The organism is Stenotrophomonas sp. G4, from assembly GCF_003428825.1.
GTDB lineage: Bacteria > Pseudomonadota > Gammaproteobacteria > Xanthomonadales > Xanthomonadaceae > Stenotrophomonas > Stenotrophomonas indicatrix.
The window spans coordinates 1,473,582-1,497,847 of the sequence record NZ_CP031741.1 but is presented as its reverse complement, the minus strand read 5'-3'; the positions used below and the strand labels follow the sequence as shown (position 1 = coordinate 1,497,847).

At 66.3% G+C, this 24,266-nt stretch carries 18 protein-coding genes and 1 pseudogene; 12 read left to right on the top strand and 7 right to left on the bottom strand.

The genetic code is table 11. The annotated features are described in order from the left end of the window. Positions 1-53 precede the first annotated feature (53 nt). The 3 genes from D0Y85_RS06915 to D0Y85_RS06905 all read right to left on the bottom strand — a co-directional run bounded on the left by D0Y85_RS06915 (position 54) and on the right by D0Y85_RS06905 (position 3,407). Positions 54-1,163 carry a polyamine ABC transporter substrate-binding protein gene (locus D0Y85_RS06915; RefSeq protein ID WP_117309948.1) on the bottom strand — a complete coding sequence of 370 codons (1,110 nt, stop codon included), beginning with the start codon at positions 1,161-1,163 and terminating at the stop codon, positions 54-56. Positions 1,164-1,254: 91 nt separating this feature from the next. Then, the gene (locus D0Y85_RS06910; protein WP_025875326.1) at positions 1,255-2,649 is read right to left on the bottom strand and encodes a glutamine synthetase family protein; all 1,395 of its coding nucleotides are present in this window, start codon (positions 2,647-2,649) and stop codon (positions 1,255-1,257) included. Beyond that, complete coding sequence (locus D0Y85_RS06905; protein ID WP_117309947.1) at positions 2,646-3,407, bottom strand: gamma-glutamyl-gamma-aminobutyrate hydrolase family protein; 762 nt, start codon at positions 3,405-3,407, stop codon at positions 2,646-2,648. The genes D0Y85_RS06910 and D0Y85_RS06905 overlap by 4 nt, the downstream gene beginning before the upstream one ends. 200 nt (positions 3,408-3,607) lie before the next feature. Between D0Y85_RS06905 and D0Y85_RS06900 the strand changes: the two genes are divergently transcribed. Both D0Y85_RS06900 and D0Y85_RS06895 read left to right on the top strand, forming a co-directional pair. Beyond that, positions 3,608-4,846 carry an FAD-binding oxidoreductase gene (locus D0Y85_RS06900; RefSeq protein ID WP_223482671.1) on the top strand — a complete coding sequence of 413 codons (1,239 nt, stop codon included), beginning with the start codon at positions 3,608-3,610 and terminating at the stop codon, positions 4,844-4,846. Positions 4,847-5,044: 198 nt separating this feature from the next. Beyond that, on the top strand, positions 5,045-6,628 hold the full coding sequence (locus D0Y85_RS06895) for an MASE1 domain-containing protein (RefSeq protein WP_117309945.1): 1,584 nt from the start codon (positions 5,045-5,047) through the stop codon (positions 6,626-6,628). Positions 6,629-6,767: 139 nt separating this feature from the next. Here the strand turns inward: D0Y85_RS06895 and D0Y85_RS06890 are convergent, their stop codons facing one another. Further along, on the bottom strand, positions 6,768-7,193 hold the full coding sequence (locus tag D0Y85_RS06890) for a hypothetical protein (RefSeq protein WP_117309944.1): 426 nt from the start codon (positions 7,191-7,193) through the stop codon (positions 6,768-6,770). 450 nt (positions 7,194-7,643) lie between these two features. Here D0Y85_RS06890 and D0Y85_RS06885 point away from each other — a divergent pair. From D0Y85_RS06885 to D0Y85_RS06875, 3 genes and pseudogenes are all read left to right on the top strand, one after another. Continuing rightward, positions 7,644-7,922, top strand: a pseudogene (locus D0Y85_RS06885) (hypothetical protein); the annotation flags it as partial. Positions 7,923-8,016: 94 nt separating this feature from the next. Next, entirely contained in the window at positions 8,017-9,360 is a 1,344-nt protein-coding gene (locus D0Y85_RS06880; protein WP_117311868.1) for a diguanylate cyclase, read from the top strand. An 85-nt stretch (positions 9,361-9,445) separates the two neighbouring features. After that, positions 9,446-9,907, top strand: a complete 462-nt coding sequence (locus D0Y85_RS06875; RefSeq protein ID WP_025875341.1) for a bacteriohemerythrin — start codon at positions 9,446-9,448, stop codon at positions 9,905-9,907. Here the strand turns inward: D0Y85_RS06875 and D0Y85_RS06870 are convergent, their stop codons facing one another. Both D0Y85_RS06870 and D0Y85_RS06865 read right to left on the bottom strand, forming a co-directional pair. Beyond that, positions 9,908-11,188 carry an MFS transporter gene (locus tag D0Y85_RS06870; RefSeq protein ID WP_117309943.1) on the bottom strand — a complete coding sequence of 427 codons (1,281 nt, stop codon included), beginning with the start codon at positions 11,186-11,188 and terminating at the stop codon, positions 9,908-9,910. Positions 11,189-11,482: 294 nt separating this feature from the next. Next, the gene (locus tag D0Y85_RS06865; RefSeq protein ID WP_032975672.1) at positions 11,483-12,979 is read right to left on the bottom strand and encodes an aldehyde dehydrogenase; all 1,497 of its coding nucleotides are present in this window, start codon (positions 12,977-12,979) and stop codon (positions 11,483-11,485) included. A 202-nt stretch (positions 12,980-13,181) separates the two neighbouring features. Here D0Y85_RS06865 and D0Y85_RS06860 point away from each other — a divergent pair, with 202 nt between their 5' ends. From D0Y85_RS06860 to D0Y85_RS06830, 7 genes are all read left to right on the top strand, one after another. After that, a complete protein-coding gene (locus D0Y85_RS06860) occupies positions 13,182-14,534 on the top strand; it encodes an aspartate aminotransferase family protein (RefSeq protein WP_059063656.1) in 1,353 nt (450 codons plus the stop codon). A gap of 63 nt (positions 14,535-14,597) precedes the next feature. Further along, positions 14,598-15,482 (top strand): plasmid replication/partition related protein, encoded by an 885-nt coding sequence (locus D0Y85_RS06855; protein WP_117309942.1) that lies wholly within the window; start codon positions 14,598-14,600, stop codon positions 15,480-15,482. Positions 15,483-15,601: 119 nt separating this feature from the next. After that, entirely contained in the window at positions 15,602-16,888 is a 1,287-nt protein-coding gene (locus tag D0Y85_RS06850) for a DUF445 family protein (protein WP_117309941.1), read from the top strand. A 486-nt stretch (positions 16,889-17,374) separates the two neighbouring features. Continuing rightward, a complete protein-coding gene (locus D0Y85_RS06845; protein ID WP_099842209.1) occupies positions 17,375-19,600 on the top strand; it encodes a TonB-dependent siderophore receptor in 2,226 nt (741 codons plus the stop codon). Between the two features lie 108 nt (positions 19,601-19,708). Further along, positions 19,709-20,029, top strand: a complete 321-nt coding sequence (locus D0Y85_RS06840; protein ID WP_025875358.1) for a DUF3649 domain-containing protein — start codon at positions 19,709-19,711, stop codon at positions 20,027-20,029. Then, positions 20,026-21,654, top strand: coding sequence for a PepSY-associated TM helix domain-containing protein (locus D0Y85_RS06835; protein ID WP_117309940.1), 1,629 nt, complete (start codon positions 20,026-20,028; stop codon positions 21,652-21,654). The genes D0Y85_RS06840 and D0Y85_RS06835 overlap by 4 nt, the downstream gene beginning before the upstream one ends. Beyond that, a complete protein-coding gene (locus D0Y85_RS06830) occupies positions 21,651-21,980 on the top strand; it encodes a DUF3325 domain-containing protein (RefSeq protein ID WP_117309939.1) in 330 nt (109 codons plus the stop codon). The genes D0Y85_RS06835 and D0Y85_RS06830 overlap by 4 nt, the downstream gene beginning before the upstream one ends. Before the next feature lie 121 nt (positions 21,981-22,101). On the opposite strand, the gene rlmKL is transcribed toward D0Y85_RS06830, so the two are convergent. After that, positions 22,102-24,240: a bifunctional 23S rRNA (guanine(2069)-N(7))-methyltransferase RlmK/23S rRNA (guanine(2445)-N(2))-methyltransferase RlmL gene (rlmKL, locus tag D0Y85_RS06825; RefSeq protein ID WP_117311867.1), complete on the bottom strand. Its 2,139-nt coding sequence runs from the start codon at positions 24,238-24,240 to the stop codon at positions 22,102-22,104. Positions 24,241-24,266 lie beyond the last annotated feature (26 nt).

Genomic DNA, 24,266 nt, shown 5'->3' with positions numbered 1-24,266 from the left:
CATCCGCCGGGCATGGCCCGGCGCTACCACTTTCTTCCAGCGGGCAGGACCGCTTACCTGCCGGTCTTCACCTCGGTCCACAGCCGGGTGTAGAGCTTGTCGGTCTCCGGCGTGTTGATCGAATAGGTGAACATCTTCGCGGCCACGTCGGCCGGCGGGTAGATGGTCGGGTCGGTGCGGATCGCCTCGTCCACCAGCGGGGTCGCGGTCGGCACCGGGTTGCCGTAGTGGATGAAGTTGGTGTTGGCCGCGGCCACCTTCGGTTCCAGCAGGTAGTTGATGAACGCGTAGGCCGCTTCCGGGTGCTTGGCATCCTTCGGGATGGCCAGCATGTCGAACCACTGCGGCGCGCCTTCCTTCGGGATCGAGTAGGCCACGTGCACGCCGTTGCTGGCTTCCTCGGCGCGGTCGCGGGCCTGGATGATGTCACCCGACCAGCCCACCACCAGGCAGGTGCCGCCGTTGGCCAGCGAGCCCACGTACTGCGAGGAGTGGAAGTTCTGCACGTACGGGCGGATCGACTTCAGCAGGTCGGCCGCCTTCTGCAGGTCGGCCGGATCGCCGCTGTGCGGGTCCAGGCCCAGGTAATGCAGCGCGATCGGAATCATGTCCGCCGGCGTGTCCAGGATGGTCACGCCGCAGTCCTTCATCTTGCTGATGTTTTCCGGCTTGAACACCAGGTCCCAGCTGTTGGCGATGTCGGTGCTGCCACCGAAGCGCTCCTTCAACATGTCCACGTTGTAGCCGATGCCGGTGGTGCCGATCATGTACGGCACACCATACTGGTTGCCCGGATCCTGGGTGGCGATGCGCTTCATCACCTCCGGGTCGAGGTTGGCCAGGTTCGGGATCTTCGACTTGTCCAGCGGCAGGAACACGCCGGCCTGGATCTGCCGGCCGAAGAAGTTCAGCGTCGGCACCACCACGTCGTAGCCGCTGTTGCCGGCCAGCAGCTTGGTCTCGACCATCTCGTCGCTGTCGAACACATCGTAGGTGACCTTGATCCCGCTCTGCTTCTCGAAGTTGGGGATGGTGTCTTCGGCGATGTAGTCGCTGTAGTTGTAGACGTTCAGGACCTGGCTGTCCTGTCCGCCGCCGTTGCCGCCGCCACAGGCGGAAAGCATGGCGGAGGCCAGGCCGAGCGTGAGGATACGCAGCTTCATCGGGTGCTCCAGAATGCGGAAATGGGGGCCGGCCGGGCCGGCGACGGGTGCCAGCCTACCCCCCGGCGAGGGATTTTTCTATTCGCGGCCTTCACACGTTCAGCAGCAGGAACTCGCGCTCCCACGAACTGATCACGCGGAAGAAGGTCTCGTATTCCTTGCGCTTGACCGAGGTGTAGGCGCGGCAGAAGCGCTCGCCGAGCAGCGCCTGCAGCTCGCTGCACTGCTCCAGCCCGTCCAGCGCTTCACCCAGCGAACGCGGCAGGTCGTAGCCCAGTTCCTTGGCGCTGCCGGTCACCGGCGCATCCGGCGCCAGGCGCTCACGGATGCCGAGCAGGCCACAGGCCAGGGTCGCGGCCATCGCCAGGTAAGGGTTGGCATCGGAGCCGGCAAAGCGGCTTTCCACCCGCATGTTCTCCGGCGTATCCAGCGGCACCCGCAGGCCGCAGGTGCGGTTGTCGAAGCCCCAGTGCACGTTGCTCGGCGAGACCTCACCGAACACCAGGCGCCGGTAGGAATTCACGTTCGGCGCGAAGAACGCCATGGCCATCGGCACATATTTCTGCAGGCCGGCCAGGTAATGGGCGAACAGCGGACTGAAATCCTCACCACCGTGCTCGCCGGTGAACACGTTCTGGCCATCGCTGATGCGCAGCAGGCTCTGGTGGATGTGCATCGCACTGCCCGGCTCGTTCTCCATCGGCTTGGCCAGGAAGGTGGCATACACCCCATGGCGCATCGCCGATTCGCGCATGGTGCGCTTGAACAGGAACACCTGGTCGGCCAGATCCATCGCATTGGCGTGGGTGAAGTTGACCTCCAGCTGCGCTGCGCCGGATTCGTGGATCAGCGTATCCACGTCCAGCTTCATCGCATCGCAGTAGTCGTACATCAGGTCGAGGATCGGATCGAACTCGTTGACCGCGTCGATCGAGTACGACTGCCTTGCCGTTTCCGGGCGGCCGGAGCGGCCCGCCGGTGGCAGCAGCGGAAAATCGGGATCGGTGTTCTTCTGCACCAGGAAGAATTCCAGCTCGGGCGCGACCACCGGCCGCAGGCCGAGCTCGGTATAGGCATCCAGCACCCGGCGCAGCACGTTGCGCGGCGCCAGCTCATGCGGCTCGCCGTTCTTGGTGTAGCAGTCATGGATGACCTGCGCGGTCGGGTCGGTCGCCCACGGCACCATGCGCACGGTGTCCGGGTCGGGGCGCAGGATCATGTCCGAGTCCGACGGCGAGGTCAGGTCGTAGTAATCGTCCGGAAATTCACCGGTGACGGTGGTCGCGAAGATGCCTTCGGGCAGGCGCGTGCCGTAATCGTGCGAGAACTTGTCGGCCGGGATGATCTTGCCGCGCGCATTGCCGGTGATGTCCGGAACCAGGCATTCGACCTCGGTGATGCGCCGCTCCTTCAGCCAGCGCAGCAGGCTGCTTTCCTGCGGGGGCGGGGGCGTGGCCGTCTTGCGCGGGCGCGTTCGGGAGCTCATGGGGATTCCAGTCGATTCTGTTGGTGCTGCCGGCAAGCTTGGCCGAACGCACGGAAAATAGCGTGATAGAACGGCGTCTGCATGACACGCCACTCCGGGTGCCACTGTACGCCGAGCACGAATCGATGGCGCGGGCTGCGCGCTGCTTCGACCAGGCCATCATCGGCCCAGGCCTCGATCTGCAGGCCGTCGGCCACCTGCGCGATGCCCTGCCCGTGCACTGAGTTGACCTGCACCCGATCGGCGGCACACCACTGCGCCAGCCAACCCCCATCGGCCAAGGTGATCGCGTGGGTCGGCCCATACTGCACCTCCACCGGCGCCTGCGGGTCTTCGCGATGGTCGGCCAAGCCAGGCACTGCATGCACCTGCGGATGCAGCGTGCCACCGAGCGCCACATTCAATTCCTGGAATCCGCGGCAGATCGCCAGTACGGGTAGATCCATCGCCAGTGCCTCGCGCAGCAGCGCGAACGCAGTGGCGTCGCGCGCCGGGTCATGCCGGTTGCCGTTCCAGGTACGCCCCCCTTCGTAATGCTGCGGCTCGATGTTGCTGACCGCGCCGGTCAGCAGCAGGCCATCCAGGCCCTGCAGCCAATCGCGCGCCGGCAGCGGCGGCTGCAGGCTCGGCAGCACCAGCGGTGTTGCCTGCGCAGCGTCAACCAGCGCACGCACATATTTTTCCCCGGCCACCGCGAAACGATGATGGCCGAGCACGGTGCTGTCGGTGGGCAGGCCCACCCAGGGCAGGCGGCGCATGGGGAAACTCCTTGGCGTGGCATCAAGGTACGCGCCCGGCATCGGCATCGGCAAGCCGCTGCCCTCACACCACGGGCGCCCGGCTTGGGCCAAACTATCGGCGTGAAGCCCGACCGTCCTCCCCCGCTCCGACGCCCTTTCCCGCTTCTGCGAGGCCGCCGGTGAGCGCCGCCTTCCCGCCCAGCTGGTACGCCAGCAGCCTGCCCGAACCGCCCGCATTGCCGCCGTTGCGCGGTGAACTGCATGCCGATGTGGCGATACTGGGCGCCGGCTATACCGGCCTCACCGCCGCACTGGAACTGGCCCTGCGCGGCCAGCGGGTGGTGGTGCTGGAAGCGCAGCGGATCGGCTGGGGAGCCTCGGGCCGCAATGGTGGCCAGGCGCTGGTCGGCTACGGCTGCGAAGTGGACGAGCTGGAACGCCAGCTCGGGCACGAGGATGCGCGCCGCCTGTTCGACTGGTCACGCGAGGCGGTACAGGCGATGCGTGCGCGCATCGACCGGCATGGCATCGAGTGCCATTGGGTGGAGGGTCACGCCAGCGTTGCCATCCGCGCACGCCACGAGCGCGACCTGCGCGCCAACTGCGAACACCTGCAGCGACACTACGATTACCCGATGCAGTGGTGGGAGCGCGATACCCTGCGCGGGCAACTGGACAGTCCGCGCTACCGCGCGGCGATGTTCGACCCGCTCAGCGCCCACCTGCATCCGCTGGCCTACGCCCGCGGGCTGGCCGATGCCGCGCGCGCAGCCGGGGTGGTCATCCATGAACAATCGCCGGTGACGCGCATTCAACGCGGCGCACATGCGGTGCTGCATACCGACCACGGCAGCGTGCGCGCGCCGCAGCTGGTGGTGGCCGGCAACGCCCTGCTGCAGGGGCTGGTGCCTGAGCTCGAGCGGCGCATCATGCCGGTCGGTACGTATATCGGCGCCAGCGCACCGCTGGGGGCCGAACGCGCCCGCGCCCTGATCGGCAACAACATGGCGGTCTCCGATACGGCCTGGGCGCTGGACTATTTCCGGCTCAGCCATGACCACCGCCTGCTGTTCGGTGGCCGCGCCAGCTATTCCGCGCTGCCGCCGCCGGGCCTGCACCGGGTGATGCAGCGGCGCATGCACGAGGTGTTCCCGCAACTGGCCGACATCCCGCTGCAGCAGGTCTGGGGCGGTTATGTGGACATCACCCGCAACCGTGCCCCGCACTGGGGCCGGCTGGATGGGAATGTGTACTTCGCGCAGGGCTTCTCCGGCCACGGCGTGGCAGCGGCCGGGCTGGCCGGTGAAGTGATCGCCGAAGCCATCGTTGGCCAGAGCGAGCGGCTGGACGTGTTCCAGCGCCTGCGCCATGGCCCCTTCCCCGGTGGGCGCCTGCTGCGCATGCCACTGCTGGTGGCGGCCATGTCCTGGTACAAGCTGCGGGATGCGTTGTGGTGAGCTGATCAGGAAGCGAGCTGAATCTACCGCCCGCCGAAAACTGTGAAACTCGTCGCCGCCGGTATTCCTGTGATGACTTTCTCACTTGCCGGGCCGAGCGCTGAGGCGATTGCATAATCGAACGCGTGTCGATACCGTCGGTAAGAACCGGGTCCCGCGGCGAATGGATGCTGACAGGGAACGTACTGTGAAGGGGTAGTGCGATTGAACTGGTGGAATGAAGGCCTGCAGCTGAAGTTGCGCATCCATCCGGCAGGACTTGCCTTGGCTGTGCTGTACGCGATTGCCTGCTGGGCCACACGGCAGCTCTCGCTTGATCAGTTCTATCTTCCCGCCGGCGTACGCGTTGCTGCGGTACTGCTCTGCCCACCTCGGCTTTGGCCTTATCTCCTGCTGGGCGAGTATGCCTACTTCGCGCAGATGCGGTATCCAATGATCGAGAAGTATGGTGTGACCTGGGCCGTCCTTGCTTCGGTCTCTCTGATGCCTGCGGTGATGTTCATCACCTATTGGGGCCGCAGGATGATCGCGAACTCGGTCAATGCCCGCCTGCTCGCCATTGCATTGCTGTCCTCCATCGTGGTCACACTTCTGAATGTGAGCTTCTCCCAACTGCTTTGGCCAATGCCACCTGCAGATTCCGCGCTCGCGTTCCTCTCCCGTGCAGTTCGTTTCAGCGTCGGTGATTTCATTGCCATACTTACTGTGGCTCCGCTCGCGCTGCTTTGGGCGAAACGCAACACCGAACCACTCTGGAGGACCATTTCCACAGGACCCACCGCCGTAGCACTGTCAACGATGACACTTCTTGGCGTTACCGCATCCCTGATTCCAACCGAGGCCAGTACACTCAGGACGTCCCTGCAGCTGCTGATGGGCCTTCCAGCAATTGCTCTGACGTGCTTGCACGGCTGGCGCGGTGCGGCCATCGGGGTGCCCGCGTTGAATCTGATCATTGGCCTGACTACGCCGAAGCCCTATGCAGCGGCCTTCGATGCTTCAACGTTTACGACACAGCAGATCATGGCCATTACGGGTGTAGCGCTGCTGCTGCTCGGCTCCCGCATCAGCCACTACCACAGGCGCTATCAGCTCCGTGAGGTGGGCGAAAAGAACGCCATCAAGCTCGCACGCAGCTCGCACCTTGCGAGCGAATCAGATCTTCGCGAGCGCGCAATTCACCTGCGTAAACTGGGTGATGGCATCGACCTGTCGCTTTCGGAAGTCATCAACTGGCTCAACAGCCACGGGCATTCGGCGATCGCCAGCAGCCTTACGCACACGGCCAATGTGCACTCCCGGCTGTTCCGCGAACAGGCTAGTTTGGTGTATCCCACCGCACTTGAGCAGTTGGGACTGTATGTCGCACTGCAGGCCGGAGGCGTGCGCTCGGCATGGATAGACACGCACCGTGTAACCGAACCGCGCCTAGCCGGTGACCCCTGCCGGCTCAGCCTCGACCTGCAGCTGACGGCATACCGGAGTCTCATCGACGCCGTGTCGTTGCTGTTGAAGAGCGAATCCGGGCAGGTCATCGTGCGGGCGCGCTGCATCAGCGTTGGGCAACAGCGTGGAATTGTCATGACAGCCTCGCTGCTGGATCGGCATCGCGCATTGTCTGGAACCACCGCCAACCTGGTCAGGGAACGGTTGGCCGGGCGTGCGCTGGCGTTTGGTGGCTCCGTCCATTGCCGCCACAACCGCATTGTGATGGTATTGGTAGAGTCAGGCACCACGACACGGCGCGAATCCCCGAAGGGAATTCATTTGGCTCCCGCGTAGCCTTTCCTGCCTGGAAACAGCAGCAGGCAAAACTCTGATCCCAGTCACCCCGGCGTGCCCGGTGTATGGGTGCAGCTGACGAAAGGTTGGCTGAAACCAGTCGACCAGCAGGCGACGCTCGTCCCCTGCTGACCCATGATTACTGCGTTTCGATAGCCCAGACCACGCTCGTACCAGCGCTGTAGCGCACCAGCACGAAACCGTTGCCGCGATAGACCAGCGAACGGACTGCACTGCCTGGCACGGGCAACGACTGGCCCGGCAGTGATACGGGCAACCGCGCATCGCCGGCTGGGAGTACCCAGAAAACGCCACCGGCATTGCCGATGATGAGCTGCACGCGACCAGCGAGGTCATTCACCTGAAAATAGGAAATGCCATCACGCTGGAAACCGTAAACCTGCCACGCAGGATCCTGGCTCAGATTGACCGTTGCAGGGAATGCCTCCCCCAGGCCCCGCTGACTCATACGGATACCGTGATCGTCGGATTGCGCCCAGGCCGACATCGGCAGGCAAGCGGCAATGACCGCTCCCAACGCCACCCCAGCATTAGCTACTCGCATTTTTTCCTCCTCGGTAGAAAATAATGATGAGCGCGATGAAACACCCACCTGGTTGAGCCGAGCACCCACGTCGACGCCCCGCCACACGACCTCTTGCCGCTCCCGGGCAAGCAAGGGCCACTATATGTCTACTGCCCCCCCTTGATACAGAGCAGCACGCATCCGGAAGCGATCTGGATAATTTCGTCCGCTGCTGAAGATCAGGCATCGTCTACCGGCACATCTGCAGGCGCTCAATGCAATCGCAGCAATTGCACGTCCCTTCCTCCGCGGATTGTGTCCGCACCGGAGCTTGGCATTACGCCCCGGAGCAAGTGAGGCTCAGCCTTGGACCGATTCAACAAGACAATTGGGCTGAGTTTCCACCTGTGGCCGGGCAGGCTTGTGCCGTCAGCCGTCTGCGCTACCAGCTGCCTCATCTGGCGCCAGTTCTCGACCGGAAACCCATGCATGCTGGCGGTCTCGCTGCTGCTGGAACTGGAGGCGGGCCAGATCTGTGTACGGACCCGGTGTGGCACGGCCGGTAGCCGCCGTGGCATCGTCGCGGTCGTCGCACTGCTGGACCGTGGCTGTGCGCTGTCCACTGACACGACCCACCAGGCCGTCGAGCGCCTGAGCGGACGGATTCAGGCCTACGGTGGCGCGGTACATTGCCGCAGCAATCGGCTCCGCCTTGCGGTATACGACTCGATTTCCAGTGTGCAGCCGCAGATTCCAACGTCGGCCTGACACACCCGCTGCGTGCCGGTTATCCTGCGCGGCTAAAGTTGCACCTGAAACCGCCGCTATCGGTGCCGAGCCCTCCCACGTGAGCCACCGCATCATGCCCGTCCTGCCGCAGGCCGCTGTCGATGGCGACCTGGCCGATCCGCTGCCGCAGCGCATCCTGCTGGTGGAAAATTCCCGTGCCTTCACCGGCATGCTGCGCGAAGCCATCGAACAGCGCCTGGAACTGCCGGTGGTGGTGGCCAGCTCGCTGGCCGAAGCCGATCGCCTGCTCAGTGAAGAAGGCGGCTGGTTCCTGGTGCTGACCGGGCTGGTACTGGCCGATGGCGACCGCGACGCGGTGGTCGAGTTCTTCCTCAAGCGCAACCTGCCGACCGTGGTGGTCAGCGGCGTGTACGACGAGGACCTGCGCAAGCGCGTGCTGCAGCAGCAGATCATCGATTACGTGCTGAAGAACACTCCGGGCAGCATCGACTATCTGGTCTGGCTGGTGCAGCGTCTGGAACGCAACCGGCGCATCGCCGCGCTGGTGGTGGACGACTCGCCGTCCGCACGCGGCTATGCCGCCGCCCTGCTGCGCATGTACGGTCATGAGGTGTACGAGGCGGCCGATGGCAGCGAAGGCCTGGCAGCGATCGAGGCGCACCCGGCGATCCGCCTGGCCGTGGTCGACCAGGAGATGCCGGGCATGCAGGGCGTGGAGTTCACCCGCCGCCTGCGCACCCTGCGCTCGCGCGACAAGGTGGCGGTGATCGGCATTTCCGGCAATACCGATGCGTCGCTGATTCCGCGCTTCTTGAAGAACGGCGCCAATGACTTCCTGCGCAAACCCTTCTCGCGTGAAGAGTTCTTCTGCCGCGTCTCGCAGAATGTGGACCAGCTGGAACTGATCGGCACGCTGCAGGACCTCGCTACCCGCGATTTCCTCACCGGCCTGCCCAACCGCCGCTGCTTCCTGGAACAGAGCCAGCGCCAGCTGCCGCAACTGCAGCTGCATGGCCAGTGCGTGGCGGTGGCGATGATCGACATCGACCATTTCAAGCACATCAACGACACCCACGGCCACGAAGCGGGTGACGATGCGCTGCGCGCGGTAGCCCGTGCTGTCGGCGACCACGCGCGAAGCCAGGACCTGATCGCGCGCTTCGGCGGCGAGGAATTCTGCCTGCTGGTGCCGGACATGGAACAGGACGAAGCTCTGCTCTATTTCGAGGAGCTGCGCCAGCGCATCGCCGCGCTGGAAGTGGACATCGGCACCGCCACGCTGCGCATGACGGTCAGCATCGGCCTGTGCTGCCTGCGGCCGCAGCGTGATGCGCTGCACCGGCTGATTTCCGAGGCCGATCGCCAGCTGTACCTGGCCAAGGCCGGAGGCCGCAACCGGGTCAGCTGCACCACGGTGGCCAGCCCGCTGCGCCCGCGCGAGGCTGCGCTGTCCTGACAGGCATGCCTTGATCCAGATCAACGCCGCCCGTGGGCGGCGCCTCTACAGTCGGCCCCGACATCAGCATGAAGGGGAGCCGGGGATGGCACTACTGGTCTGGCAGGACGATCTGAACATCGGCATCGATGTGATCGATCAGCAACACCGCCGCATCATCGAAATGCTCAACCACCTGCACGTGGCGCAGACCAGCCTGCAGCGGGCAGCGGTGGGCGAAGTGATCGACGAGGTGGTGGACTACACCATGTCGCACTTCGCATTCGAAGAAGAGCTGATGGAAGAAGCGGGCTATCCATTCTGTGCCGCGCACAAGCGTGTGCATGAGGTCTTCATCAAGCGGGTATCGGAATACCGCATGCGCTTCCAGGCCGGTGAGGACATCAGTGACGAGTTGCGCACCATGCTCTCGCGCTGGCTGTTCAACCACATCCGCGGCGACGACCAGGCCTATGCCGAACAGGTCAAGCAGCACCTGAACCAGTTTGCCCGCGAGCACCAGAGTGGCGGCTGGCTGGGCCGCACGCTCAAGCGCTTCTTCGGCTGATCAGCGCTGGCGGCGCTGCAGGGCGAGCAGCGCGCACAGGGTGATCACTGCGGTCAGGCACAGGTAGTAGCCGACCGCGACCAGCCCATAACGCTCGGCCAGCCAGGTCGCCAGGTACGGCGCCGGAGCTGCGCCCAGAATGCCGGCCAGGTTGAACGACAGCGAGGCACCGGTGTAGCGCACTTCCACCGGATAGATTTCGGCCAGGAACGTGCCGCACGGGCCGTAGGTCAGCCCCATCAGGAACAGGCCCAGGCACAGGAACGTCAGCACCAGCCACGGGCTGCCGGCCTGGAACAACGGCGCGAACAGCACACCGAAGCCGATGATCAGCAGGCTGGCGATGGCCATCGTGCGGCGCGTTCCCCAGCGGTCGCCGTAGCGCGCCGACAGCGGGATGCCGGCGGCGAAGAACAGCATCGCCACCATCTGCATCAGCAGGAACTGCTCGCGGCTGTAGCCGAGCACGGCGGTGCCATGGCCGAGGCTGAACACCGTCATCAGGTAGAACAGCACGAAGGTGGCGAAGGCACCCAACGTGCCCAGCAGCATCGGCAGCGGATGGTCGCGCAGTACGGTCCACATCGGCAGCCGCACCGGCGCCTTGCGCTCCAGTGCGCGCTTGAAATCCGGTGTCTCGTGGATGTTCAGCCGCACCCACAGGCCAAGGCCGACCAGCAGCGCGCTGGCAACGAAGGGAATGCGCCAGCCCCATTGCAGGAAATCGTCCTGGCCCAGAAAGCGACCGAGCAGCAGAAAGATGCCGGCTGACAGCAGGAAGCCGATCGGTGCACCCAGCTGCGGGAACATGCCGTACCAGGCGCGCTTGCCCTGCGGCGCATTCTCGGTGGCCAGCAGCACCGCCCCACCCCATTCGCCGCCCAGGCCCAGACCCTGGCCGAAGCGGCACAGCGCCAGCAGTGCCGGCGCCCACAGGCCGATCTGCGCATGGGTGGGCAGCAGGCCGATGGCAACCGTGGACAGGCCCATGGTCAGCAGCGCGGCCACCAGGGTGGCCTTGCGGCCGATACGGTCCCCGAAGTGACCAAACACCGCCGAGCCCACCGGGCGTGCGATGAACGCCACCGCGAAGGTGGCCAGGGACTGCAGCAAGGCGGCCTGGTCGCTGCTTTCCGGGAAGAACAGGTGCGGGAACACCAGCACTGCGGCGGTGGCGTAGATGTAGAAGTCGAAGAACTCGATGGTGGTGCCGATCAGGCTGGCCAGCAGGACACGGCGGGGAGAATTCACGGGTGGCGCGGCAGCGGTGATCGTCGACATCGGCAAGGCGGGTAACGGCGGATCGACCGATTCTGCCACGCTTGGCCGCCCCGCCGGGGCAATGGTTTCAGGCGACACCGAGGCCAACGAATTCTTTCCGGGGGGCCGCTACGCTGCACCATCGGCCAATGCAGCCAGGCATGGCTTGGCTCTGCTTTTCCGGTAGATCCACGCCATGCGTGGAGGAATCCGTCCGGTCCCGCCTCTACAGTAGATGCACGCCATGCGTGGATGAATCTGCCTGGCACCAACCAAGGTTGGCGTCTACCAAAGACAGCCAGGCATGCCTTGGCCCTACAGCTGGATCCAGGTGGCCTTGATCTCGCTGTACTTGTCGAAGGCGTGCAGCGACTTGTCGCGGCCGTTGCCGGACTGCTTGTAGCCACCGAACGGTGCCGTCATGTCACCGCCATCCCAGCCGTTCACCCAAACGCTGCCCGCGCGCAGCTGGCGGGCCACGCGATGGGCGCGTCCAAGATCCCGCGTCCACAGGCCGGCGGCCAGTCCATAGCGACTGTCGTTGGCCAAGCGCACGGCCTCGGCTTCGTCATCGAAGCCGAGCACGGCCAGCACCGGGCCGAACACTTCCTCGCGTGCCAATGCCTGTTCCGGGCGTACCTGGTCGAACACCGTCGGCTGCACATAGCAACCGCCCGCCTCCACCTCGGCTCGCTGGCCGCCCAGCAGCAGGCGCGCGCCATCGGCTTCGGCCCGGGCGATGTCGGCCAGTACCTTGTCGACGTGCGCGGCATCGACCAGCGCGCCCATCGGTGCATCGGCCTCCAGTGGATGGCGGGGCTGCATGCGTTGGCCGTAGGCGATCACCTGGTGCACGAAGTCATCGCGGATCGAACGCTGCACCAGCAACCGCGAACCGGCGGTGCAGACTTCGCCCTGGTTGAAGAAGATGCCCTGCGCCACGCCCTTGGCAGCCGCATCCAGGTCCGGCGCATCGGCGAACACCACGTGCGGGCTCTTGCCACCGCATTCCAGCCAGACCCGCTTGAGGTTGGAGCGCCCCGCGTATTCGAGCAGCCTGGCGCCGGTAGCGGTGGAGCCGGTGAAGGCCAGCACGTCCACGTCCATGTGCAGGGCCAGCGGCTCGCCCACGCGTGAGCCGTGACCGGGCAGCACGTTGAGCACGCCGTCCGGCAATCCCGCTTCGGCCGCCAATGCGGCCAGCCGCAACGCACTCAGTGGCGAGCGCTCGGAGGGTTTCAGCACTACTGAATTTCCCATCGCCAATGCCGGCGCGATCTTCCAGCACGCCATCAGCAGCGGAAAATTCCACGGCACGATGGCCGCCACCACGCCTGCAGCCTCGCGTGTGACCAGACCCAACTCGTGCGGACCGGTGGGGGCGATTTCACCGTACAGCTTGTCCACCGCTTCAGCGGTCCAGGTCAGGCAGCGCACCACGCCGGGCAGATCGATGCGACGCGCATCGCGGATCGGCTTGCCCATGTCCAGCGTTTCCAGCAGGGCCAGCTCATCGGCGTGCGTCTCCACCAGCGCGGCCAGCGCCAGCAGCACGCGCTTGCGATGGGCGGGGCTGGCCTGCGACCAGTGGCCTGCCTCGAACGCGCAGCGCGCCGAGGCCACCGCACGCTCGACGTCCTGTGCATCACAGTCGGCCACCGCACCCAGTACGCGCCCGTCGATCGGGCTGATGCAATCAAAGCGCGCGCCGCTGGCGGCATCCACGTAGCGGCCATCGATGAACGCTTGCGCAGGAATCGCCACGCGGCTGCGCAGGGCCTGCCAGTGGCTGCGGTCGGGGAAGTCGGCCATGGGTCGCTCCAGCAATCAACGATCCTTGTTTATACCGGCGCGGCCGCGACCCCACCGTGATCGACCGCGCTGCGCGCTCGCCGGGCATGGCCCGGCGCTACCACAAGGTCGAGGCCCGAACGGTAGCGCCGGGCCATGCCTGCCGACAGAACCGTGACGCGGCTGCGCTAGAGTCGCACCCATCGGACCCGACGGAGCCGGCATGAAAACCCCTGCAAGCGACCTGCACGACCTGGCCACCCAGCGCCCCGATTCACTGGACGCGTACTGGATGCCGTTCACTGCCAACCGCCAGTACAAGGGCGCGCCGCGCATGCTGGTACGTGCCGAGGGCATGCACTACGAGGACGTCGATGGGCGCGCCATCCTCGATGGCACCGCTGGCCTGTGGTGCTGCAATGCAGGGCACGCGCGCCGACGCATCGTCGACGCGATCGCCGAGCAGGCCGCCACCCTCGATTACTCGCCGGCCTTCCAGATGGGTTCGCCGCCGGCCTTCGCCCTGGCGCAGCGATTGGCGGCACTGGCCCCGGCCGGGCTGAACCACGTGTTCTTCACCAGCTCGGGTTCGGAGGCGGTGGATTCAGCGATGAAGATCGTGCTGGCCCATCACCGGCTGCGTGGCGAAGGCCAGCGCACGCGATTCATCAGCCGCGAGAAGGCCTACCACGGGGTCGGCTTCGGCGGCATGGCACTGGGCGGGCTGCCCAACAACCGCCGCCAGTTCGGCCTGCAGCTCGGCGGCGTGGACTACCTGCGGCATACCCTGGACCTGTCACGCAATGCGTTCAGCAAGGGCCTGCCACGCCAGGGCGCCGAGCTGGCCGACGATCTGGAACGGCTGATCGCCCTGCACGATCCGTCCACCATTGCCGCGGTGTTCGTTGAACCCATCGCCGGTTCGGCCGGGGTGATCCTGCCGGCGCCGGGCTATCTGCAACGACTGCGCGAGATCTGCGACCAGCACGGCATCCTGCTGGTGTTCGATGAGGTCATCACCGGCTTCGGCCGGGTTGGCATGGCGTTCGCCGCGCAGCGTTTCGGGGTCACCCCGGACCTGTTGACCTTCGCCAAGGGCGCCAGCAACGGCGCGGTGCCGCTGGGAGGCGTGCTGGTCGGCGACAGCGTGCATGCCAGCTTCATGCAGGGTCCGCCACAGGCCATCGAGCTGTTCCATGGCTATACCTATTCGGGCCACCCCTTGGCGTGCGCGGCGGCGTTGGCCACGCTGGACATCTACGCCGAGGAACGGTTGTTCGAGCGCGCGATCGAGCTGGGCGAATACTGGCAGGAGCGCCTGCACGCCCTGCAGGGGTTGCCGAACGTGATCGACATCCGCAACTTCGGCCTGGTCGGTGCGGTGGAGCTGGCACCGCGCAAGGATGCCCCCGGCAGCCGTGGCTACGAGGTGTTCCGCCGCTGCTTCCACGACGGGCGCCTGCTGGTGCGCTGCACCGGCGACATCATCGCGCTGTCACCGCCGCTGATCGTGGACAAGGCACAGATCGACCAGATCACCGGCACCCTGGGCGAGATGATCCGGGCCACCGCCTGAGGCCAGGCCGGTGCTGGCGAGCGGGTACAATGGGCGGTTCCGCTCCTGCCTGTTGCCGTGCCCATGAACATCGTCGTCAAAGAAGAACTCAAGGCCTACATCGACCCGCTCACCGCCGACGAACACGAGGCGCTGGAGCGCAGCATCCTCGCCGAAGGCTGCCGCGATGCGCTGGTACTGTGGGGCGACGTGCTGGTGGATGGACACAACCGCTTCGGCATCTGCCAGAAGCATGGCCTGCCGTTCAACACCGTGCAGAACACCCGCTTCCAGAGCATGGAAGACGTGCACCTGTGGATGATCGAGCAGCACCTGGGCCGGCGCAGCGTTTCCGATTTCCAGCGCGGCGTGCTGGCCCTGCGCAAGCGCGACATCCTGTCCGCGCGCAAGCAGGTCGAACAGGCGCAGCTGCAGCGCGAAAGCGACGGCACCGCCGAGCCTGCCGACGAGGCCGGCGAAGACAGCCCACCGTGGGAACCGGCGCCGAAGATCAGCCGAGCCGAACTGGCCCGCGAAGCCAAGCTGAGCACCAGCCAGGTGAGCATGATCGAGCGCATCCACGCCCAGGCTGCGGCCGAGGTGGTGGAAGCGGTGAAGGCCGGCGTGATCTCGATCAGCGCCGCCGCCGCCGTGGCCGACCTGCCGGAAGAAGAGCAGCGCGCGGCGGCTGCCGGTGGCAAGGATGAACTGAAGCAGGCTGCAAAGCGCGTGCGTGAGTCCAAGCGCAAGCCGCGTGCGCCGAAGCCTGAACCGGAGTCGGCGGAAATGGACTTCGAAGAGGCCAACGAGGATGAGATCGCCAGCCGCGATGCCGAGGTGCTGGCCGCGCTGGAGCAGCTTGGCGAGGATGCCCCGGCGCTGCGCCGCCGCGTGGTTGCCCTGACCCGCGAGAACGACACCCTGCGCGCACAGCTGGCCCATCTGCGCAGGCAGCTGGAAACGCTCTGAGCATCCCCCGGTAGTGCCGGCCGCTGGCCGGCAGCTGCAAGGTGCTTCCAACGTCCATGGGTTGCCGGCCAGCGGCCGGCACTACCGGGTACTCACCGGCCTGCGGGTAGACTTCGGGCATGACGTCTGCCATCGATCCGCGCCGCGCCCAGCTGCGGCGCCTGAAAACCCTCGCCCTTGGCCTGCTGCTGCTGATGCTGGCCGGTTTCGCGGTCAGCCACTGGCAGGGCGAGCGTGGCATCTGGGCCTGGGTCTCGGCCTTCTGCGAGGCCGCCGCGGTTGGCGCGCTCGCCGACTGGTTCGCGGTGGTTGCCCTGTTCCGGCGGCCGATGGGCCTGCCGATTCCGCATAAGGCGATCATTCCGCGCAGCAAGGAACGCATCGGCGACAGCCTGGCCCTGTTCGTGCGCGACCAGTTCCTGGAACCGACGGTGTTGCTGGCCAAGCTGCAGGTATTCGATCCAGCCAGCCGCCTCGGCAGCTGGCTGGCCGATCCCGCGCGTTCACGGATGCTGGCCGACATGGCCCGTGGCTGGGCATTGCAGGCGCTGGATTTCTTCGATGAAGCGGCGGTGCGGCGGCAGCTGCACAGCTTCGTGGTGCAGCAGCTGCGGCAGTGGAACGCCGCAGCCACCGCCGGCGAACTGCTGGGCCTGCTGACCGCCGATGGCCGCCACCAGCGGGTGCTGGACGAAGGCCTGCAACGGCTGGGGCGCTGGCTGGAGCAGGCGGAAGTGAAGGAACGCGCCTCGCAGCTGATCGTGCGCTACATCCAGCGCGAATGGCCGACGCTGTCGAGCACGGTGAACTGGGTCAAGCCGATCGATGAGATCGGCGACAGCCTTGCCGAACGCCTGGCGCGCGCGGTGCTTGAGGAACTGCAGCAGGTGCTGGCCGAGCCGCAGCACCCGCTGCGCCAGGACTACGAACAATGGCTGGGCAACTACGTGCAGCGCCTGCGCGAAGACCCTGCACTGGCCGAGCGCATCGAGCAGCTCAAGCAGGAAATGATCGACCACCCCGCCCTGCAGGACTACGTGCAGGGCCTGTGGTCGCGCATCCATGCCAGCCTGCGCGGCGATCTGCAGCGCGAGGATTCGGCACTGGTCGGTCATCTGCAGCGCAGCCTGGCCTCGCTGGGTGACAGCCTGCAATCGGACCCGGCGTTGCGCGAGGCATTGAACCAGCACCTGCTGGAAGGTGCGCAGCGGCTCACCGGGCGCCTGCGCGAGGGCGTCACCAGCCATATCGCGCAGACGGTGAAGAGCTGGGACGAGCGTCATCTGGTCGAGCAGCTGGAACTGAGCGTGGGCCGCGACCTGCAGTTCATCCGCTTCAACGGCACCCTGGTGGGTGGGCTGATCGGGCTGCTGCTGCATGCGGCTACGGTGCTGTTCCGGTTCTGAGGGGGTTCCCGGCCGGGCTGCGCCCGGCACCCGCAGAGGCCCGATCCAGAGCAACAGCCACAGCTGGTTTCCTGCGGGATGGCAGGGCGCTGTGGGTTTGCGGGGCCGCCGTGAACCCGTCCCTGGGGGCTTGGTCGCCGCATCCATGCGGCTCACACCCCGCAAACCCACAGCGCCCCGCCTTCGACCGTTTCCCTCGATCTGCCTGGATCCACATGTTCGGGGACGAATGGGGCTGTCACACTTGCTTAACGAAATGCGAATGCCTATCATTTACTGATCGGTTGTACGCTTAGCCAAGCGGGGCACGGAAGCACGCGCCCACCCGCCCCTTCGCCCGTGTACATCCCCCGACCACTGGGTCGCCTGCCTGCCGCAGGTGGCGCACCGTCGATGGGAATCACGCTGGGTGACGTGCGCGGAGCGCATGGCCGCCATGGGTGCGTTTGCCATCGCCTGTTTTTTGTCCTGCATGGAATCGCACCGATGGCTTCTCCCCTGATTACTCCCCGCCCAACCCTGCTGGCCCTGGCCCTGACCGCTGTGATGATCGCTCCGCTGGCCCACGCCGATGCACCGCTCGCTGCCGATGCGCGCACGCTGGACACGGTGAAGGTGACCGCTGACGGCGAGATCGCAAACGGCTACACGGTGAAGAACACCCGCAGCGCGACCAAGCTGGATCTGTCGCTGCGCGAGACGCCGCAGTCGGTCACCGTCATCACCCGGCAACGGCTGGATGACATGGGGCTGTTCTCGTTGTCCGACGTGATGGGCCAGGTCACCGGGGTCAGCGTGTCGGTCACCGACAGCGAGCGCATCAGCTATGTATCGCGTGGCTACACGATCGAGAACTTCCAGATCGACGGGATGCTCAACACCTTCGGTGGGTCGATCAAGACCAACACCGACAACGTCATCTACGAACGCATCGAAGTGATCCGCGGCGCCACCGGCCTGACCACGGGCGCCGGTGATCCGTCCGGCACCATCAGCATGGTGCGCAAGCGCCCCACCGACACCTTCCAGATGAGCAGCAACCTGACCGTGGGGCGCTGGGGCAACCAGCGCCTGGAAGCCGACCTGGGCGGTCCCGTGGCGTGGGACGGGCGCATCCGCGCACGCGTGGTCGCGGCCAAGCAGCAGAGCGATTCGTTCCGCGATGTCTACAAGCTCGACAAGGACGTGTTCTACGGCATCGTCCAGGCCGACCTGACCGACAGCACCCTGTTCGAGCTGGGCTATGAATACCAGTCACCGCACACCACGGGCGTGACCTGGGGCGTGGTGCCTTACTGGGGTGCTGACGGCAACCCGGCCAACCTGCCGCGCTCGACCAATCTGTCGGCGTCGTGGAGCGAATGGCCGATCATTGAAAAGACCACCTTCGCCCGCCTCGAACAGCAGCTGGGCAGCGGCTGGTCGCTGAAGGGCAACGTCAGCCATGCCGTGCGTGATACCGATGGCAGCGTCTGGTACGGCGCAGCCGGCTACCCGCGCGCGGACGGCACCGGCGTCACCGCCTACGTCTCGCACTTCAACGAGCACAGCACGATGGACGTGTTCGACGTCAACGTCGGCGGCCCATTCCAGCTGTTCGGCCGCGAGCATGAACTGGTGTTCGGGCTGGGCCAGTCCGTGCGCAAGGGCGAATCCGAAGCGACCAGCTTCGACACCAGCGCACCGGGCTACATGCAGGTTCCCGACTGGCGCAACTGGACCGGCAAGGTGCCGGTCCTGCCGGTGACACGCTACGGCCGTCTTTCCTCGGAAAACGAGCTGCGCCAGCGCGCCGCCTACATCGCCGCGCGCCTGCGCCTGGCCGACCCGCTGCTGGCCGTGGTCGGCGCCCGCTATGGCAGCTGGGAAACCCGCCAGTGGGGCTACGGCTACGACACCAACGGCAACCGCAACCGCACCACCCGCACCGGCTACAAGCCCGACGACACGCTGACCCCGTATGCCGGTCTGGTCTACGACTTCAATTCGATGTTCAGCGGTTATGTCAGCTACACCGACATCTTCAAGCCGCAGAACTACCGCGACCGCAACGGCAACTACCTTGAGCCGGTGGTCGGCGACATGTACGAGGCGGGCGTCAAGGCTGAATTCTTCGGTGGCCTGCTGAACGCCTCGGCCGCCGTGTTTGAGGGCAAGCAGGACAACGTGGCCGAGATCGATGATTCGGTGCCGCTGAACTCGCTGCCCGATGGCGGCCAGGCCTATCGCTCGACCGGCAAGGGCAACAAGGTGAAGGGTTGGGAACTGGAAACCCAGGGCAGCATCGGCGAGCAGTGGAACATCTCGGCCGGTTTCGCCCGTACCCGGATCCGCAACGCCGCGGGTGTGCTGCAACGGACCACCACCCCGCAGGAAACCTTCCGCCTCAACACCAGCTGGCGGCCGGGCGGCATCGAAGGCCGCTTCTGGCTGGGCGGTGGCGTGACCTGGCAGAGCCGCATCTGGAACAACAGCACCAAGCCGACGGCCGACTACCTGACCACCGGCCGCACCGAAAGTGCGCGCATCACCCAGGACGCGTTCTACCTGCTGAACCTGGCCGGTGGCTACCGCTTCAACGAGAACTTCAGCGCCCAGCTCAACATCAGCAACCTGCTGGACAAGAAGTACTACAACAACGTCGGCTTCTACCAGGGCGTGTACTGGGGTGAACCCCGCAACGTCAGCGTGACGCTGCGCTGGAAACTCTGATGACCTGATGGATGGTGCCGGTTCTGCGACCGGCACCCGGCCACGGATGGCCAACCCCGGCGCGCTTCGGTGCGCCGGCCTTCTCTTCATTCAACCTGCAGGACCGCCGTGGACCGCTCGCCCGCAACCGCCAGCCCCCGCCTCAGCACCTTCTTCGCCAACCCGCGATGGGGCGTGCTGTCCCGATCCCTCGCCGCCATCTTCGGCGGCTACGCGCTTGCCTCGATGACCACGGTGTTCTGTGCGCTGGCGCTGCCGGGCGCGCGCGGCCAGGCCGTGCTGACCGGCATGCTGCTGGCGATCCTGGTCGCCGCCTGCGCCGCGCTGTGGGCGTTCGCCACGCGCAGCGCGCTGCGTGCCTGGGTCGGCATTCTTGCCCCCACCCTGCTGATGGCCGGCATTTCGCGCCTGCTGGGGGCGTGGGCATGAAGAATGGATTCCGCCAATCCATGGCCTGGCTGCATACCTGGACCGGCCTGCTGGTCGGCTGGTTGCTGCTGCTGATCTTCATGGCCGGCACCGCCAGCTACTACCGCGAGGAAATCAGCCGCTGGATGCGCCCGGAGCTGCCGCGCAGCTCGGTCAGCACCGACGAAGCGGCGCAGCGCGCGGCCGACTACCTGCTGGCCAACGCACCGCAGGCCGAGAGCTGGTTCGTCACCCTGCCGCAGCCACGCAATCCGGCCATGCAGATGTTCTGGCGGTTGCCGGCCGAGCTGGCCGACCCCAGCAAGGGCCGACGCGGCGCCTTCGGTGATGCCACCCTGGACCCGAACACCGGCACCGAGCTGAAGGCCCGCGAGACACGTGGCGGCGACTTCTTCTACCGCCTGCATTTCGACCTGCACTACATTCCCGTGCTGTGGGCGCGCTACCTGGTGGGCTTCTGCGCGATGTTCATGCTGGTGGCCATCATCACCGGCGTGATCACCCACAAGAAGATCTTCAAGGACTTCTTTACCTTCCGGAAGGACAAGGGCCTGCGTTCCTGGCTGGACTTCCACAACGTCAGCGCGGTGATGGCCCTGCCTTACCACGCGATGATCACCTACACCGGCATCGTCACGTTGATGATCATGTACCTGCCGTGGGGAGTGAACGTGGCCTACGGCACCGACCAGGATGCGTTCTACGCGGAGGCCTTTGGTGGCCTGCCCGAGGTCACCGCGCCCGCCGAAGGCAAGGCAGCCCCCCTGCCGCTGCGGCAGCTGCTGGACAGCGCCCGCACGCATTGGCACGGCACCGAGGTCGCCGGTTTCAGCGTTGCCAATCCCGGTGCCGCCAATGCAGTGATCGATATCCGCCAGCGCGATGGCAAACGCCTGTCCATCGATACCCCGGCGCTGCGCTATGACATGGTCACTGGCGCGCTGCTGCAGGAAACGCCGCCTTCCGGTGGCGCCACCGCCACCCGTGGCGTGCTGTATGGCCTGCACCTGGCCCGCTTCGCCGATTGGGGCCTGCGCGCGTTGTTCTTCCTGTCCGGCCTGACCGGCTGCCTGATGGTAGCCAGCGGCGTGGTGCTGTGGGCGGTGAAGGAGCGGCCGAAGCATGCCAAGAGCGGTCGCACCGGCTTCGGCCTGCGCCTGGTCGATGCGCTGAACATCGGCGCCGTCGCCGGTCTGCCGATCGCCTTTGCCGCCTATTTCTGGGGCAACCGGCTGCTGCCGCTGGGCCTGGCCGAGCGCTCCAACGCTGAAGCGAACGTGTTCTTCTACGCGTGGGCCGCCTCGCTGCTGGCAGCCTTCATCTGGCCCAAGCGGATGATGTGGGCCTGGCAGCTGTACATCGGCGCGGCCGCGTTCGCGCTGATTCCGGTGGTCAACGCATTGACCACCCACGCGCACCTGGGCGTGACGCTGTTCAACGGTGACTGGGCATTGGCCGGTTTCGACCTGTCGATGATCGCCTTCGGCGCGATGCTGGCCCTGTGCGGCTGGCGCATGCAGCGCTGGACGCCGCCGCTGAGTGCCGCCGAGAAGAAGAAGCGTGCGGCGGCCGCTGCAGCGACGAAGGCACCGGCCGATGCAGTGGAAGCGGAGGCCAGCGCATGATGCTGCTGGTACTGGGGTTGTCGTTCACAGCGTTCACCGCGCTGTCGCTGGCGATGGAAAAGCACCAGCAGGAACTGCACGGCAAATCCGCGGCATCACCGGCACGGCGCACGCAATGGCGGGTGCTGGGCTGGGTGCTGCTGACGGTGGCTTTCGCACTGTGCGTGGTCGACCACGGCTGGGCGATGGGCCCGGTGCTGTGGCTCGGCGCGCTCACCCTGGGTGGAATCGTGCTGGCGTTCGCGCTGTACCCCTACCGGCCGCAATGGATCGCGCCGCTGGCGATCGCGTTGCCGGTGATCGGGCTGGTGGTGGCGCTGTTGTAACCCGTGCGGTGGACCGCATCCACGCATGGCGTGGATCTACCGGACCCACGCTCGCCGGGCATGGCCCGGCGCTACCGTTCTGCGCGCACGTGGGTAGCGCCGGGCCATGCCCGGCGACGCGTCACGCCAGGCGCTTCAGCTCCCACGCACGATGGATGCGCGCGTTGCGCTCGAAATCCGGGCCGATGGTGCTGGCGCTGATCTCGCGGCACTGGGCGAATTCGGCGATGGCGTTCTCTTCCAGCTTGAAGCGGCGGAAGTTGTTGGAGAAGTACAGCACGCCGTTCGGCGCCAGTCGCTCGACGGCCGCACGCAGCATCTTCACCTGCTCGCGCTGTACGTCGAAGTCCTCGGCGCGGGCCGAGTTGGAGAACGTCGGCGGGTCGCAGAAGATCACGTCGTACTGGCCGCGATCGCCTTCCAGCCAGGCCATCGCATCGGCCTGCACCAGCAGGTGCTGATTGCCGCCCTGCCCGTTCAAGGCCAGGTTGTCGTAGCACCACTGCAGGTAGGTGGCCGACAGGTCGACGCTGGTGGTGCTGGCCGCACCGGCCACCGCCGCCTGCACGCTGGCCACGCCGGTGTAGCAGAACAGGTTGAGGAAGCGCTTGCCACGCGCCTGCTCGGCCATCAGCCGGCGCAGCGGGCGATGGTCGAGGAACAGGCCGGTATCCAGGTAATCGAACAGGTTCACCTGCAGCAGCGCGTTGTTCTCGCGCACCACGAGGAACTCATCGCGCTGCTCGAAACGGCCGTACTTGCTGCCGCCCTTGCCACGTTCACGCGATTTCATCGATACCTGTTCCGGCGGCACGCCGAACACCTCGCGCGCAGCGGCCAGCAGTTCATTGCGGCGGCGGCGCACGTCGTTCTCGGGAATCGCGGCCGGTGCAGCGTATTCCTGCACATGCAGGAACGTGCGGCGCTGGCCGCCATCCTCCTCGTACACGTCGATGGCCGCTGCGTATTCCGGCAGATCGGCATCGTAGGCACGGAAACAGGTGATGCCTTCGCGCGCGCGCCAGCTCTTGAACTTCTTCAGGTTCTTGCGCAGGCGGTTGGCCACCATCTGCGCGCCTTCGCTCAGCTCGCGCACCTGTGCCGGGTCGCGGCCCGGCACCGCGATCGGATCGCAGACGATCAGTGCGCATTCCAGCGCACCATTGAACATCTGGTACTTCTTGCCCGCACGCAGGCCGGTGGCGAAGGCCAGTTCGTCATTGCCGCACAGCAGGCTGGCGCGCCACTGCGGCACGGCCTTCTGCAGGGCATTGCCCAGCTTGCGGTACAGCGCCGGATCGGCGGCCAGGCGCTCGTCATACGGCGGGTTGCAGACCACTGCGCCGATCTCCTGCTCCGGGGTGGGCAGGTCAGCCACATCGGCGCGGGTGAAGCGGATGGCATGGGCGACGCCGGCAACTTCGGCGTTCTCGCGCGCGGCCTGGATCGCCACCGGGTCGATGTCGCTGCCGTGGATGACCGGCTTGAGCGCGGCAAGGCCGGCCGCTTCGCGATCACGCGCTTCGCTCTGGATGGTTTTCCAGGCGGCCTTGTCGAAACCCAGCCAGCGGCTCGGCGGCAGGCTGCCATGGCGCATCAGGCCGGGGGCGACGTCGGCCGCCATCAGCGCGCCTTCGATCAGCAGGGTGCCGCTGCCGCACATCGGGTCCAGCAGGCCGCCACCGGCAGCGTGCAGGCGCGGCCACTGCGCGCGCATCAGCAGCGCGGCAGCCAGGTTTTCCTTCAACGGCGCGTCATGCGCCGCACCGCGCCAGCCACGGCGATGCAGCGGGCCGCCGCCGAGGTCGATCGACAGCGAGGCGCGGCCCTTGCGCAGCGACAGGTTGACGCGCACGTCCGGCAGGTCGGTGTTGACCGAAGGGCGCTCCAGGCCTTCGTCACGCATGCGGTCGACGATGGCGTCCTTGATCCGCTGCGCGGCGAAACGGGCATGGGTGATCTTGTCGCCGGACACATGTGCGTCCACCGCCAGGGTCATCTCCGGCTTGATGTGTTCGTGCCACGGCAGCGCACGCACGCCGTCGTACAGCGCCTGCTCGTCCGGGCATTCGAATTCGTCGATCGGCCACAGCACGCGGCTGGCCAGCCGCGACCACATCACGATCCGCAGCGCCTGCTCCAGTTCTCCATCGGCGTTGACGCCGGCAATGGTGGCGGTGGCCTTTTCCAGGCCCAGGGCCGACAGCTCATCGGCAAGCAGGTATTCCAGGCCCTTGGCGCAGGAGACAAAAAATTTCACGGGATCGGTTCGCAGGTGGTCAGGCA